Below are 13,784 nucleotides of genomic sequence, written 5' to 3'. Positions count from 1 at the left end.
ACTCTCTAGCCATTTTGACGACTAGGGTTATATTGTAGCATGGCTTTTTTTCGTTTGACTAAAGAAAGGCTAAAAAATAGCTTAAGCTTAGGCGCGCTGGGAAATCACTAACCCACTAATGGTAAGGCAGATACCGACCACGATCCAGGGCGTAATGGCCTCGTGTAAAATCAGCGCGGCAAAGATGACCGTGATTACCGGCGTCAAATAGATGTAAACGCTGGTCTTGACGGCGCCTAAGGTTTTGACCGCATAAGCCCAACTCAAAAAACATACGGCCGATGCTCCCAACCCCAGGAACAGAAAGTTGCCTAAATTGGTCGCCTGCAGGACCGTGTGAAGCGGAATCCGACTGTGCGTTAAAGCAAAGATGGGCAGAATAAAAATCAACCCGTAGGCGAAGGTCCGCCGGGTCACCTGAATCGGGTTGTAGCGCAGGTGATTCAAGTAGATAACCACGTAGGAGTATAGCGCCCAGACCATCGCGGCCAAGACCGCCATCAAATCTCCCCAGAAGTTGAAGTGGACCCCGCTGGTACCGTTGAACGAAATCAGCACAATGCCCGCCATGGCGGCTACAAACCCAATCAAGAACTTGCCCGTCAGGTGGTTACGACCCAGTAGCGCCCCGATCATGGCGATGAAAAACGGGGAAATCGACACGATGACCCCAATGTTGGATGCCAGCGTTAAGGTCAACGCGAAGTTTTCGAGTAAGTAATACAGGCAGATGCCCAGTAGCCCCGCGAGGGCAAAGGCCCCCTCTTCGTGCCAACTCGTGAATTTAAAAAACTTGGGGTAGATTACAAAGAGCGCAATCAACCCAATCAGAAACCGCGTCATCAAGATCTCGATGGGCGTAAAATCGACCAGTAAAATTTTCGTGGAGATAAAGGTGGTCCCCCACAACAAGACGGTGAGGAGGGCCACCAGATGCCCACTGAGTGCATTTTTGGTTTGCACGCCAACCACATTCCCTTCTCAATTTGAGTCTCGTCCGGCCGGTTTGCCAGCCCGACCGGCACGGCTTCTAGTATACCGTTTTTTGAGATGGTGTCGGGCCTAAATTTTTTCGGGTGCTCTAGACCAGCACCGCGGTTCCTCACCCGGCTTGACTTAGCGGCGCCGGCCCGCAGTCGACCGGAAAAAACGCTGTTGTTGTTTAAAATGAAGATTGCTAAAATGTATGGGAGTCGCTAAACATTAACCACTAAATTATCTTAGGAGTTGTCATCATGAGTAAAAAATTCTGGCGGATCACCGGTCTGGTGATTGTTGCGTTGGTGCTTGTGGGTGGGGCTACCGCCTACCACGAACGACATAATATCCGGCGCTACCTGCTGGTCAATCAGCACTACACCAAAAAGGACATCTTGTCGACCAATCAGATCAAGTTGAACATTCGTCCAGCGTTGTCCACCAAGAACACCACGGCCACGAACAAGTTGACCAGTGGTTACCAAAAACAGCTAAAGGCGTTGCCGACTGGGGTCAGTCACGCCAAGACCATCGTTAACCCGTACAAGACGTCCCCCCTCTCCGGTTTGATCTTGGTCAAGACCGCTAAGGCGACCCGCGTCGAGTTGACCGTCCACGGGAATACCAAGGCCACGACCATCCACCAACGGATCAAAGGCTATCGGACCAACCACAGTGTGGGCGTTTTAGGCCTGTACGCCAACCGCAATAACCGGGTCACTTTAAAATTCACCACTAAGAGTGGTCAGGTCACCAAGCATAATTACCGCTTACAGACCACAAAGGCCCCGAAAGGTATCGGCAAGAACACCTTGAAGACTAGTCATCCCAAGAAGATGGCCCTGGGTAAGGGCAACACCAAGTTGACCTTCGCCGTCAGCAGTCAAGGCTACACCTACGGGATGGATGCCCGTGGGAAGGTCCGCTGGTATAGCAACCTCCCCATTTCTCACGTCTTCAAACAGTTGGCCAACAACCACTTGTTAATCTTGACCAAGATTTCGGCCAGCGATGCCAAGTCTAACGCGCTGCGTGAGACCGACTTCTACGGTCGCGTTTACCGGCAGTACAACATGAACGGCCTCTTCCCGACCAAGCAGAATAAGCATAAGCTGGCCGACAACACGGTGATTCACCACGACGCCATCGAGTTGCCGAACCACAACTTCCTGTTGACCGTCGATGATGGGAGTCAGGACTTCGTTGAAGATACCATGATTGAGATCGACCGGCAGACCGGGAAGATCAAGAAGGTCATCGACTTGAAACGGATTTTACCGAAGTCAGCTTACAACAACTACAACGGCACCCACCGTTCCGACGGGAAGACCGACTGGTTCCACCAAAACTCGATGGTTTACGACAAGAAGACCAATGAACTCATCGTGTCCGGGCGGAATCAGGATATGATCTTCGCCATCAACTACAAGACCAAGAAGCTCAAGTGGATCTTAGCCGCTCCCGAAAAACTGCCGAAGAGTTACCGAAAGTACCTGTTGACACCCAAGAACAAGAACTTCCGCTACAATGGTGGCCAACACGCGGTCATGTTCCTCGACCCTAACAAGAATCAGGGGAACAAGCTCAAGTTACAGTTCTACGATAACAACGTCCCAGTGACCCGGGGCAAGACTAAGCAATCTAAACAATGGTCCGCTGGTGAAATCGTCACCATCAACCAGCTCAACCGGACCGTCAAAAAGACTTGGGAATTCGGGCAATCCCTGGGCAAGCGCAACTTCACTAACATCGTCGGCAGTAGCTACGCCGTCGGCAAGGGCAACACCCTGATTGGGTTTGGCTACGCCGATTCCGGGAAACGGAGTGAGTTCGTCGAAGTCAACCGTAAGACCAATAAAGTCGTCTTTGACGTCGACCGGACTAACTTCCCGCATGGCGATTGGAGTTATCGCGGGCAACGGATGACCCTGTATCCACAAAGCGCCCAACTGAAGTTAAGTCAAATTAAATAACCGCACCCGAAAAAGCGGGCACCGGCCAATCACTATGATTGGCCGGTGCCCGCTTTTAATTCTGTGTCGACTAATGTTCGTTAATTGCTACTACTGCTTTGGCTTGGCGCACCGCTGGGTTGACCACTCGGTCGCTTGCCACTCATTCCTTTGGGCCCCTTCTTCATCTGCTGGGCCTGGGTCGTTTTGGCTTGTTGTTGGCCCAGCATGTAACCGGTCCCTCCGCCACCTAAGAAGAGGATGACCCCCGCTAAGAATAGGGCAATCCAGCGTTTGGGGCGTTGCGTTGCATTTGTGTGCATGGTTCCCACCTCGTTTCGTCAATTTTCACTGGACTAAGTCTAGCAAAACCGGCTTAACGGTAACTAAAAGTCGGCAATTCGCCCTTGCATTTTCCGGGAAATATCCGTATTATAAGAACTATCAAAGAGAGATTTGATTATAATGTTCGTTATAAGAGGGAGAGACTTGCATGCGTAATGTTTATTTGAACCATGACGGTAGCGTCGACGATCTAGTATCCTTATTGCTGCTACTCCAAATGAAAGATGTTCGTCTGACTGGAGTCGGTGTGATGGGCGCCGATTCCTACCTGGAACCGGCCGTGTCCGCTAGCCGGAAGGTCATCGACCGGTTTGGCCACGGCGCCGTGCTCAACGTAGCGGCCTCCGATTCTCGCGGTGTACACCCGTTCCCGAAGGAGTGGCGGATGGAAGCCTTCAGCTTAGACGCTTTTCCCATCTTAAACGAGAGCGGCACCGTCAAGACGCCAATCGCCTCGAAACCAGCTCACCTGGACATGATCGATAAGATTCAGGCTGCCGACGGTCCCACAACGCTGGTCATGACGGGACCGCTGACCGACTTGGCCCGGGCTTTGGACGTGGACCCGTCCATCACCGATAAAATCGAACGACTCTACTGGATGGGCGGCACCTTCGACGGTCGCGGCAACGTCGCCGAACCCGAACAAGACGGCACCGTTGAATGGAACGCCTACTGGGACCCTCAAGCCGTGAAGACCGTTTGGGACAGCCCGATTGCCATTCAAATGGTCGGCCTGGAAAGTACCCGCCAGGTACCACTGACACCAGCCGTCCGCCAGCACTGGGCGACCTTACGCCAACACCCCGCCCTCGATTTCTTGGGTCAGGGTTACGCGTTGGTGCCACCATTGGAACACTTTGAAACCAACTCAACCTACTTCCTATGGGATGTATTGAACACAGTCGCGAGTCAATCCCCAGAAATCGTGACTACCAAGGAAGTCACCAGTGCCGTATTGACTACCGGTCCCGGCCAAGGTCGGACCTACGAGATTGCCGATGGCCGCCCGTTGACCTTAGTCACTAAAGTCGACCACGACGCCTTTTTCCAGCGAATCGATGACCTAGCCATGCTGGCTGACTAATCTCCCACTCTTGGTTAAGTGCTGACCATTACCCTCCGAAATTAATTGCGTTCGCTTCTCAAAAGCGGTACACTTTTTTCGTGAACATACTTACGAACTATTAAATAATTTATTGGAGGTTGGTTAGCATGAGTCATCGTTTAGACGGAAAAGTAGCCATCGTTACTGGGGGCACCCTGGGGATTGGCTTAGCGATTGCGGACAAATTCGTGGCTGAAGGCGCGAAGGTCATGATCACCGGGCGGCACGCCGACGTGGGTGAAAAAGCGGCTAAGAGCATTGGTGGCCCCGATGTGATTCAGTTCTTCCATCACGATGCCACGGACGAACAGGGCTGGGTCGATTTATTCGACGCCACCGAAAAAGCCTTTGGCCCCGTCACGACGGTGGTCAACAACGCCGGTATGGCCGTGAACAAGAGTGTCGAAAACACCACGACTGAAGAATGGCACCGCCAATTAGCCGTCAACCTGGACGCCGTCTTCTTCGGTACCCGGTTGGGAATCCAACGGATGAAGAACAAGAACTTAGGTGCTTCGATCATCAACATGTCCTCCATCGAAGGCTTCGTGGGTGACCCGAACTTAGGGGCCTACAACGCCACTAAGGGGGCGGTCCGTATCATGTCCAAGTCCGCTGCTCTAGATTGCGCCTTAAAGGACTACGACGTGCGGGTCAACACCGTGCACCCTGGCTACATCAAGACGCCATTAGTTGATGACTTGCCTGGTGCCGAAGAAGCCATGTCTCAACGGACCAAGACGCCAATGGGCCACATCGGTGAACCCAACGATATCGCCTACATCTGCGTTTACTTGGCTTCCAACGAATCCAAGTTCGCCACGGGATCCGAATTCGTTGTCGACGGGGGCTACACCGCCCAATAAACAAGTTTCACCTTTAACTCAATGTATCCCAACAATACAATCACGAACTGGAGTCCGGGTCATCCCCCGGGCTCTTTTTTATCCCCATTTTAAGTTATTTAAGGCTAACCTAATTTTTATGTTGGCGAGTCTAACTTTTTCGCGTATAATGAATAACCGGAAAAAGGAAGGACTGGCGAAGATGGCGAAAATTACGTTTGTGGGTGACATTCACTCGGCAGCGGATGATTTACGAGTGCTCTTGACGGACCCCACCATTCGCCATAGTCGACTGATTTTTGTCGGCGACTACATTGATGGTCAGGACCAACGTCGTTTCAGCAATCACGTGGAGCACACGCAATTGGATCCGCTAGGTGTGCTCGATATCTTAATGACCCGGGTCACCCGCTACGGCGACGTGGCTCTACTGGGAAACCACGATGAGTTGTGGGTCGAAACGGCTCGCAAGAACGCCACCGATTACAAACTTTGGCGGCACAAGAGTGGTCATCAACTGGCCCAACAACTGGGGATCCACGCCACGAAACTATCCGCCGTAGCCGCCGCTTTGCACGAAAAACCGCTACGCAAATACACCGACTTTTTAGCCAGTCTCCCGTTAACCTGGGAAAACGACACCCTCTTTGCGGTCCACGCCGGCTTGAACTGGCACCGGACTTTGCAGCACCAGCGGACCAAAGACCTCTTGGATATTCGCGGCCCCTATTTCTACCAAAACGCGGCCAAACCGACCAAGTGGCACAAGAACCGCCTGGGTAAAATCATCATCACTGGCCACACCCCGGTCCAAAAACTCTGCGCGACCGGCTACGGTTACCTCAAAATGCAGGCTAACGACCACGATACGCCGCGCTACCTCATCAACGGTGGCAGTCGTTCCAAGCGTTTCGATAGTGGTATCTCGGCATTGACTCTGACCAGTTCCGGGCGCTTCGTGCAGGAAAAGCGGGTCATCAAGGGCCACCTCTACGATGGCCACCAAAAAGTCACCGAAAAGATGATCAGCGATTAATTCTTTGGCTTCAACTCACACAAAAAGCCCCGTCATCCTGACAGCCATTGTGCCTGGCGTAAGGATGACGGGGCTTTGTTCAAAGTTAAGTTGATTAGGCGTAAAGTTTAGCGACCTGTTCCTGGACTTGGTCATGCCCCAAGAACTCATCGTAACTGGTATCGGCGCGGTCGACTAAGCCCTTCGGCCCAACGGCCACGATGCGGTCGGCAATCGTTTGGATGAACTCATGGTCATGGGACGTGAAGACCATGCTCCCAGGGAATTCAACCAGGCTATCGTTCAGCGCAGTGATGGATTCGAGGTCCAAGTGGTTGGTAGGGTCGTCTAAGACTAAGACGTTGGCTTTACTCAACATCATCTTGGAAAGCATGGCGCGGACCTTTTCACCCCCGGAAAGCACGTTGACCGAACGGGTCACGTCTTCACCGGAGAAGAGCATCTTCCCTAAGAAGCCTCGCAAGAAGGTATTGTCGCTTTCTTCCTTGGACGCGTACTGGCGCAACCAGTCGATGACCGTCATGTCATCTGCCGAGAAGAACTCGTTGACGTTTTTCGGCAAATAGGTCCGACTGGTGGTCTGGCCCCAGGTCACGGTACCGGCGTCGGGTTCGAGGTTACCGCCCATGATTTCCATCAATACGGTGGTGGTCAAGTCATTGCGACTGACGAAGGCCGTCTTTTCACCGGGCCGTAAGGTAAAGCTCAAGTCTTCGAACAACGTCACGCCGTCGATGGATTTGGTCAGATGTTCGACGCGCACCAGGTCGTTGCCCAACTCGCGTTCGGGCACGAACTTGATGTAGGGGTACTTCCGCGATGATGGCTGGATGTCGTCCAACGTGATTTTGTCCAGTTGTTTCTTCCGTGAAGTGGCCTGCTTGGACTTCGAGGCGTTGGCACTAAAGCGCGCGATGAAGTCTTGCAGTTCCTTGATCTGGTCGGCCTTCTTAGCGTTGGCATTGGCCTTCAATTGAGCCGCCAACTGGCTGGATTCCAGCCAGAAATCGTAGTTCCCCACAAAAACGGTAATCTTGTTGTAGTCCACGTCACACATGTGCGTGCAGACCTGGTTCAAGAAGTGCCGGTCATGGGAGACCACGATGACCGTGTTTTCGTAGTCGGCCAAGAAGCTTTCCAACCAACTGATGGATTGCACGTCCAGCCCGTTGGTCGGTTCATCGAGCAGTAACACGTCGGGATGGCCGAACAGGGCCTGGCCCAGCAAGACCTTCACCTTTTGCGGTTCGGTCAAGTCACTCATCAAGCTCCCGTGCAGGCTTTCGTCGATGCCCAGGTTCTGTAAAAGTTGACTGGCTTCGGATTCGGCTTCCCAGCCGCCCATTTCGCCAAACTCGCCTTCGAGCTCGGCGGCGCGCAAGCCGTCTTCATCGCTGAAATCGGGCTTCATGTACAGCGCGTTTTTTTCGGTCATGATATCGTAAAGCTTTTTGTGACCGCGGATGACCGTGTTCAGCACCACTTCGTCGTCAAAGGCAAAGTGGTCCTGGTTCAAGCTAGACATCCGTTCGTTGGGGCCCATGCTCACATTCCCGGTTGTCGGTTGTAAGCGGCCTTCCATGATCTTTAACAGGGTCGATTTCCCGGCCCCGTTGGCCCCGATCACCCCGTAGCAGTTACCGGGCGTAAATTTTAAATTGACGTCGCTGTAGAGTTTGCGACCTGAAAACTGCATACTAACGTTGGAAACAGTGAGCATAGAACAATCCTCCATGATTTAGATTTTGACATGAAAAAACAACGCGACGTTTGCGCGTCCACGCTGCTTTTTGAAAAGTCGTGGTTAAGTTGCGTTAGTTTAACATAAAAACTAGACGAACGCAATCACGAACAACGCCTAATCTGGCGTGGTCTGTTGCCAGGACTGCCGGGCCGCATAACGTTCCCGGTAGGTATTCGGCGTCATTTGGAAATGCTGCTTAAAAGTCACAAAGAAGTTCTTTTCCGTGTGAAATCCGGTTTTGCGGGCGATCTCTTGAACCGATTCCTGCGAGGTCATGAGCAGTTCGGCCGCTCGCTCCAAGCGGACCTGCCCCAAATAGGCCTTGGGCGAGATGCCCAAATAGGTCTTGAAGTAGCGGGAAAAATACACGCTCGAATAGTTGAGTTTGGCAGCCAATTTAGTAATCGAGACCGCGTTGGCGTAGTTATCCTGAATCTCATTGACCGCTTGACGCAACGGATCTGGTAAGGGCCGTTGGTCAGTCACGATTTGACCGGTCACCGTCAAGTGCTTGATCAGTTCGCCGACCAACCGGTACTCGGCACCCAAGTTAATCAGGTAGTCCGAGCGTTTGTCCGACGGCGACAACGCCCCGCCGACCAAGACTTGGACGGCTTGATGAAGTGGCAGATACGGTGCCATGGTCAAATCCAAGTCGAGCGGCCCCCAGACCGGTAACTGGTCACTATCGACTAACGTTCGCAACCAAGCCGCCGGCAATAACAGCGTGATGACCTGATTGTCCTCGTCTAGCATGGTCTCGTAACTGTGGACGACCCCCGAATTGATGATATACAAATGGTGCGGGACCATCTGATAAGTCGAGCTCCCGATGCGCACCCGGCCGGGTTGTCCCCGGTAAGCATAGGCCAATTTCACCGCCTGGTGCCAGTGTGGCAAGACGTTTTTCGGGCCACCCGTCCCGTGTAAAATCAATCGTAATGGCAGTTCCATCTGAAAGTTTAACCGTTCATGATACGGTCGTGGCATCTTAGTCCCCCGTTTCTTCTGGGTCAACGTGATTATCGGCCGTTTGGTTGTCCAGTCAGCCGTCACTGTCACCCAACCGGCTGGCCTGCTTCTGGCTAGTCGCGCCACCAAACCCATTGGTCACGCGTGAGTTGTCTCGTTAACCATAGTATACCGCACCAGCCATAAAGGTGGTTAATTTTAGTAACCCAATAACTAAATTACCGGATTATGTATTGATGACAATTTCATTATAATGGGGTCATAAACGTTGCGGGTTCCAATCTTTGGGCCTCACGTTTAGGCTCATCTACGAGATGCGACTGGGGGGTCGGCGTCCCGCCGAGTCGGTCACTCACTGGCCAACGTTAACCGTCAGATTTAGATTATAGGGTCATTTAGTAACCGGTAATCCTTTTTGGGGAAAGGGTCGACCGGTCAGCCCCTTGCCAACACTACTCACGTTTGATTCTGCAGGCGCACTTTGGGGGAAGCCGTCTTCAGAAGCAAACGTGCCCGGACCCCGGGTCATCTGCTTAGGGGAGCCAGCTAACACGCATGGTTAGCTGGTTTTTTCGTGTCTGCTTTTAGGACCGTAGTTGGGCCGCCAGCGCCGCGTAATCCCCCGCAAAAAAGCTGTCCTTGACGTAGACCAAATCTAAATCGTGGGCCAATCGGCCGGACGCCAGGGGCAACTCGACGAGTTTTCCCGCCGCCAGTTCGGCCTGCACCACGGACCGGTACACGAAACTGACCCCCACATCAGCTAGCAGTAACTGCCGAATCGCCGCCGAGAGCGTAAAATATCTTGTGTAAATGCATAAAATATTTCTGAATTGTATAGAAATAGGGAATGCCTTCCCTTATGATATTTAGTAACCACAGAAAACATCACAGGAGGCATTCCCCATGAATGAACTTACCACAGAAATTATCACTGCACTAGCCCAAAAGCAAGATTTGGACGAAGTTTTTCGTCACCACCTCGAAATTGCGATTAACCAGCTGCTTCAAACCGAATTGGCAGAGTTTTTGGGTTACGAACGCTACTCATACGCTGGGATTAACACTGGTAATAACCGCAACGGCAGTTATGAGCGCTCGTTTGATACGAAGTACGGCCAACTTAACTTAACCATTCCTCGAGATCGCAATGGCCGGTTTGAAAATCATACCTTGCCAGCCTACGGTCGGCACAGTAATAATTTAGAAACAACGGTCATTCAGTTGTATACCAAGGGAATTACCACTGCTGAAATTGCCGAACTCATTGAGAAAATGTACGGTGCTCACTACTCCAAAGCCACGGTTTCCAACATGACTAAAGCCGTCAATGAACAGGTTCAAGCTTTCCAGCAACGTCGACTGGCTTCACAATATGCGGCCATCTTCTTAGATGCCACTTACTTGCCGTTAAAGCGGGATACCGTTCAAAAAGAAGCCGTTCATATTGCGATTGGCATTCGTCCAGATGGTACGAAAGAAGTGCTGAACTACCAAGTGGCGCCAACGGAATCGACTGGAATCTGGACTGAACTGCTGGGAACCTTGATCAAGCAGGGCGTTAAAGATGTGCTGTTGTTTGTGGCCGATGGGTTAGTTGGTTTGGATGAAGGCTTGAATCGGCATTTCCCTAAAGCCAAACGACAACGTTGCCTGGTTCATGTTGGGCGGAATCTGATGAACAAAGTTCGCGTAAAAGACCGCAAGGCCGTGATCAGTGACTTTAAACAAGTTCATCGGGCCGCCAACCGTGAAGCAGCCGAACTGAAACTGAATGAGTTCGCCAACAACTGGCATCAGACCTATCCCAAATTAATCAAAGATCTGCTTAAAATGCCGAATTTACTCACTTTCATGGACTTTCCACCAGCTATTCGGCAATCACTATACTCCACTAACCTGATTGAGAACTTTAATAAGCATCTCAAGCGCACCACCCACCACAAAGAACAATTTCCAACGGAAGATTCACTGGATCGCTTCCTGGTTTCTCAGTTTAATGTTTATAACGAGAAGTCTCTGAAGCGGATCCACCGAGGGTTCAAAGGACTCCAGGACACCTTGGAAGCATCATTTATTTAAGTTAGATACATATTATATGTACGAAGGCATTTCATTTACACAAGATTCTTGACGCTACCTCGCCGCCGGGTGGTTGACCGTGACCAGCTGGGGGAAATCGCGCAGACTGACGTTGGCCGCCTGGGCCAGGTGAACCAAGATGTCGCGACTACCATACCCCTTTTCCCGAATGATCAACGGGTAGGCCGTCAGCTCCCGCCAAGTGACCGTCTCCAACTGCGCTAGTGGTGACTTGGCGTTGGCGATGCCCACAAAGGGTTCACGGCGAATCACCTGGTAATCAAAAGCTGCTTTTTCAAAGTTGCCTTCAATCAAGGCAAAGTCGCTCTCCCCAGTCTGAAGTGCCCGCAACGCCGCTTGCGTATTGGTGATTTTACAGCGAATCTCGCGGTAATTATCGCGTTGTTGCAACAAACGGACCATTCGCGGCGCCAAAAACTCACTCAATGATAGAGTGGTGCTAAAGGTCACCTGCCGTTGCTGGGTCGGTTGCCGTAAGTCGGCCAAGAGTTTGGTCGATTGGGCCTGCGTCCGCTGGATGAACGCCGCCAATTGTTCCCCAGCCGGGGTGATGGTGAGGTACGGCCGCTGATAGTGGACCAGCGGCACCCCGACTTCGGTTTCCAGGCTCTTGATTTGCTGGGAGACCGCGGGTTGGGTGATGAACAACTGCTCGGCCGTACGGGTATACGACTTGGTGGCGACCAGGACTTGAAAGGTTTGGTACCGTTGATCAAACATGAAAGCCCTCCTTATCATTAGCTAGATTTATGAAAACATCACGAATAACAATTTTATCTTATGCTACGACTCCAGTATACTCGGGCTATTGCATTTGAGAGGAGAAATCGTTGATGTTAGAAATTCGTACCACCTTAGCGTCCCGGCCGTTCTGGGGGGCGGCCGTTTTGACCCTAGTCTGTGCCGTTATCGGTAGTGAACTGGCCCAACTACCCTACCTGAATCTGGTGGGGGCACTGGTCATCGCCCTACTACTCGGCATGGTCCTGCAAGTTCAACCCAAGCTGGTCACCCCCAACCTGGCCGGCGTCGGCTTCATTTCTAATAAGTTCCTACGTCTAGGTATTATTCTGTTAGGCTTCAAATTAAACTTGATCCAACTAGCCAGTGCCGGGGTCAAGACCATCACGCTGGCCATCGTGGTGGTCACCGGCATGGTGCTTTTAACCTACAACCTGAGCCGCAAGGTCGGCGTCGACAAGGACCTGGCCATCTTGACGGCCACCGGGACCAGCATTTGTGGGGCCGCCGCCGTGATGGGCGTCTCCCCGCAGATCAAGGTGCCCGCCGAAAAGGCCGCCCAACAACGGGAAAACGAAGTCCTGGCTGTGGCCATCGTGGCGATCTTAGGGACCGTCTTCACCCTGGTCGAAATCGGGTTGAAGCCCCTGCTGCACCTGACCGCCGTGCAATTTGGCGTCATGACCGGGGGCTCGCTGCACGAAATCGCCCACGCGGTCGCTGCCGGGAGTGCCGGCGGCCCTGTCAGTCTGGACACCGCCATCATCACCAAGTTGTCACGGGTCCTCCTCTTAGCGCCGGCCGCCGTCATCATTGGCTTGTGGTACCAAAAGACCACGCCCAAGGCTGACACCACCGCCAACGCCAAGTTACCGATTCCCTGGTTCATGGCCGGCTTCATCCTGACCAGTCTGATTGGGACCTTCGTACCGTTGGGGTCCGCGGTCATCGCTGGATTAGTCAAGTTAGCCTACATCTTCTTAGGCATGGCCATGGCCGCCTTAGGGATGAGCGTGAACTTCAAGGTCATCGCCCACCGTGGCGGGCGCCCGTTCTTAGCGGCGACCCTGTCTTCCGTAGTCTTGATGACCTGCGTGACGATTGCCAGCAAACTATTCTTCTAAAACCACTCATACACTAATGCGTCCGGATGCCGTCGTTACCACCTTCCTTGCGTGGTCCCGGCGCCCCGGGCGTTTTTGCGTCCTAACGATTTTAGGCCCCACGTTCCCGCTAAAGCATCCGATTCACCTGGCCGCTAGCCTGGCCATCGGTGGATTTACAAGGCAAACCGGATTGTGTACAATGGGCACCACAAAGGATGTGAGGCAAACGCCAGTCATAAGTTACCGATCGTTAGTGATGACCGGCCTTTTGACCTTAGGACTACTAGGAAGTGCACCTTCCGCTCAGGCCAAGAGCCACTATTTCAATACTTATCGTCATAACAATCAAAAAGTTCATAAACGCTACACCAGTAAGAAATCTTACAACTTCAACAAGACTTTCACCTTCGCCCACCACGACAAACTCAAGATGAGTCACGTCTACGTGTACCAAGTCGCCAAAAAAGACTCGAAATACCGGACCTGGGTGAAAATCACCGGGACCGCCTCGAATCAAGGCAGCCACGGCAAAATCCGCTTCGGCCGCGACTCGCTCAACGGTCTGACGACCGCGGGTATCGCGGGCTTCACCGACACCACGCTGAACTTTACTTTCTCACCGGCCACCAGTAAGAGTCCCCGGATGTTGAGCACGGTGACGAACCCGCAAAACGTCACGTCAAACGGCTTAGCCCCGCACAAGTCGGAGCACTTCGAACTGCTCTTACACGCCAAACAACCCGTGAAAAAACTGGGGAAGGTCACCTTCCACGTCCGCGTGGCGACCCCCGGTCAACTTTACCAGGGGCAAAGTTCACTCAACCTCAATTAAGACTAACGACGGTCGGTCATCA

Annotated in this window: 13 protein-coding genes; 7 read left to right on the top strand and 6 right to left on the bottom strand. The window is 52.5% G+C overall.

What is annotated here, in order from left to right:
* Window positions 1–87: 87 nt before the first annotated feature.
* Complete coding sequence (locus H3M12_RS05155; protein ID WP_129033287.1) at window positions 88–963, bottom strand: DMT family transporter; 876 nt, start codon at window positions 961–963, stop codon at window positions 88–90.
* Window positions 964–1,235: 272 nt separating this feature from the next.
* On the opposite strand from H3M12_RS05155, the gene H3M12_RS05150 reads away from it, so the two are divergent.
* Entirely contained in the window at window positions 1,236–2,951 is a 1,716-nt protein-coding gene (locus H3M12_RS05150) for an aryl-sulfate sulfotransferase (RefSeq protein ID WP_129033286.1), read from the top strand.
* A gap of 80 nt (window positions 2,952–3,031) precedes the next feature.
* Here H3M12_RS05150 and H3M12_RS05145 read toward each other — a convergent pair whose 3' ends face one another.
* Entirely contained in the window at window positions 3,032–3,253 is a 222-nt protein-coding gene (locus H3M12_RS05145) for a hypothetical protein (protein WP_129033285.1), read from the bottom strand.
* A gap of 170 nt (window positions 3,254–3,423) precedes the next feature.
* On the opposite strand from H3M12_RS05145, the gene H3M12_RS05140 reads away from it, so the two are divergent.
* The 3 genes from H3M12_RS05140 (at window position 3,424) to H3M12_RS05130 (ending at window position 6,264) form a co-directional block, all read left to right on the top strand.
* Window positions 3,424–4,362, top strand: coding sequence for a nucleoside hydrolase (locus tag H3M12_RS05140; RefSeq protein ID WP_182151014.1), 939 nt, complete (start codon window positions 3,424–3,426; stop codon window positions 4,360–4,362).
* Window positions 4,363–4,490: 128 nt separating this feature from the next.
* The gene (locus tag H3M12_RS05135) at window positions 4,491–5,249 is read left to right on the top strand and encodes an SDR family oxidoreductase (RefSeq protein WP_129033283.1); all 759 of its coding nucleotides are present in this window, start codon (window positions 4,491–4,493) and stop codon (window positions 5,247–5,249) included.
* Window positions 5,250–5,430: 181 nt separating this feature from the next.
* Window positions 5,431–6,264, top strand: a complete 834-nt coding sequence (locus H3M12_RS05130; RefSeq protein ID WP_129033282.1) for a metallophosphoesterase — start codon at window positions 5,431–5,433, stop codon at window positions 6,262–6,264.
* A gap of 94 nt (window positions 6,265–6,358) precedes the next feature.
* On the opposite strand, the gene H3M12_RS05125 is transcribed toward H3M12_RS05130, so the two are convergent.
* The 3 genes from H3M12_RS05125 to H3M12_RS12870 form a co-directional block, all read right to left on the bottom strand.
* Entirely contained in the window at window positions 6,359–7,984 is a 1,626-nt protein-coding gene (locus H3M12_RS05125) for an ABC-F family ATP-binding cassette domain-containing protein (protein WP_129033281.1), read from the bottom strand.
* Window positions 7,985–8,122: 138 nt separating this feature from the next.
* A complete protein-coding gene (locus tag H3M12_RS05120; RefSeq protein WP_225423573.1) occupies window positions 8,123–9,070 on the bottom strand; it encodes an AraC family transcriptional regulator in 948 nt (315 codons plus the stop codon).
* A 494-nt stretch (window positions 9,071–9,564) separates the two neighbouring features.
* A complete protein-coding gene (locus H3M12_RS12870) occupies window positions 9,565–9,723 on the bottom strand; it encodes a hypothetical protein (RefSeq protein ID WP_233449227.1) in 159 nt (52 codons plus the stop codon).
* 163 nt (window positions 9,724–9,886) lie between these two features.
* Between H3M12_RS12870 and H3M12_RS05110 the strand changes: the two genes are divergently transcribed.
* Complete coding sequence (locus tag H3M12_RS05110; RefSeq protein WP_182151013.1) at window positions 9,887–11,062, top strand: IS256 family transposase; 1,176 nt, start codon at window positions 9,887–9,889, stop codon at window positions 11,060–11,062.
* Between the two features lie 54 nt (window positions 11,063–11,116).
* Here the strand turns inward: H3M12_RS05110 and H3M12_RS05105 are convergent, their stop codons facing one another.
* Window positions 11,117–11,803: a LysR family transcriptional regulator gene (locus H3M12_RS05105; protein WP_129033346.1), complete on the bottom strand. Its 687-nt coding sequence runs from the start codon at window positions 11,801–11,803 to the stop codon at window positions 11,117–11,119.
* Between the two features lie 113 nt (window positions 11,804–11,916).
* On the opposite strand from H3M12_RS05105, the gene H3M12_RS05100 reads away from it, so the two are divergent.
* Both H3M12_RS05100 and H3M12_RS05095 read left to right on the top strand, forming a co-directional pair.
* Window positions 11,917–12,948, top strand: coding sequence for a YeiH family protein (locus H3M12_RS05100; protein ID WP_129033345.1), 1,032 nt, complete (start codon window positions 11,917–11,919; stop codon window positions 12,946–12,948).
* Between the two features lie 235 nt (window positions 12,949–13,183).
* Window positions 13,184–13,762, top strand: a complete 579-nt coding sequence (locus tag H3M12_RS05095) for a hypothetical protein (RefSeq protein ID WP_233449226.1) — start codon at window positions 13,184–13,186, stop codon at window positions 13,760–13,762.
* Window positions 13,763–13,784: the final 22 nt, after the last annotated feature.

The sequence above is a fragment of the Levilactobacillus suantsaii genome, from assembly GCF_014069315.1.
Classification (GTDB): domain Bacteria; phylum Bacillota; class Bacilli; order Lactobacillales; family Lactobacillaceae; genus Levilactobacillus; species Levilactobacillus suantsaii.
The sequence above is the reverse complement of the archived record's forward strand: the minus strand, read 5'-3'. Positions and strand labels throughout refer to the sequence as shown.

Coding starts and splice junctions, on each gene's coding strand:
- H3M12_RS05145 (WP_129033285.1), bottom strand. CDS start 3,253: ATGCACACAAATGCAACGCAACGCCCCAAACGCTGGATTGCCCTATTC.
- H3M12_RS05125 (WP_129033281.1), bottom strand. CDS start 7,984: ATGCTCACTGTTTCCAACGTTAGTATGCAGTTTTCAGGTCGCAAACTC.
- H3M12_RS05130 (WP_129033282.1), top strand. CDS start 5,431: ATGGCGAAAATTACGTTTGTGGGTGACATTCACTCGGCAGCGGATGAT.
- H3M12_RS05135 (WP_129033283.1), top strand. CDS start 4,491: ATGAGTCATCGTTTAGACGGAAAAGTAGCCATCGTTACTGGGGGCACC.
- H3M12_RS05105 (WP_129033346.1), bottom strand. CDS start 11,803: ATGTTTGATCAACGGTACCAAACCTTTCAAGTCCTGGTCGCCACCAAG.
- H3M12_RS05110 (WP_182151013.1), top strand. CDS start 9,887: ATGAATGAACTTACCACAGAAATTATCACTGCACTAGCCCAAAAGCAA.
- H3M12_RS05100 (WP_129033345.1), top strand. CDS start 11,917: ATGTTAGAAATTCGTACCACCTTAGCGTCCCGGCCGTTCTGGGGGGCG.
- H3M12_RS05140 (WP_182151014.1), top strand. CDS start 3,424: ATGCGTAATGTTTATTTGAACCATGACGGTAGCGTCGACGATCTAGTA.
- H3M12_RS05150 (WP_129033286.1), top strand. CDS start 1,236: ATGAGTAAAAAATTCTGGCGGATCACCGGTCTGGTGATTGTTGCGTTG.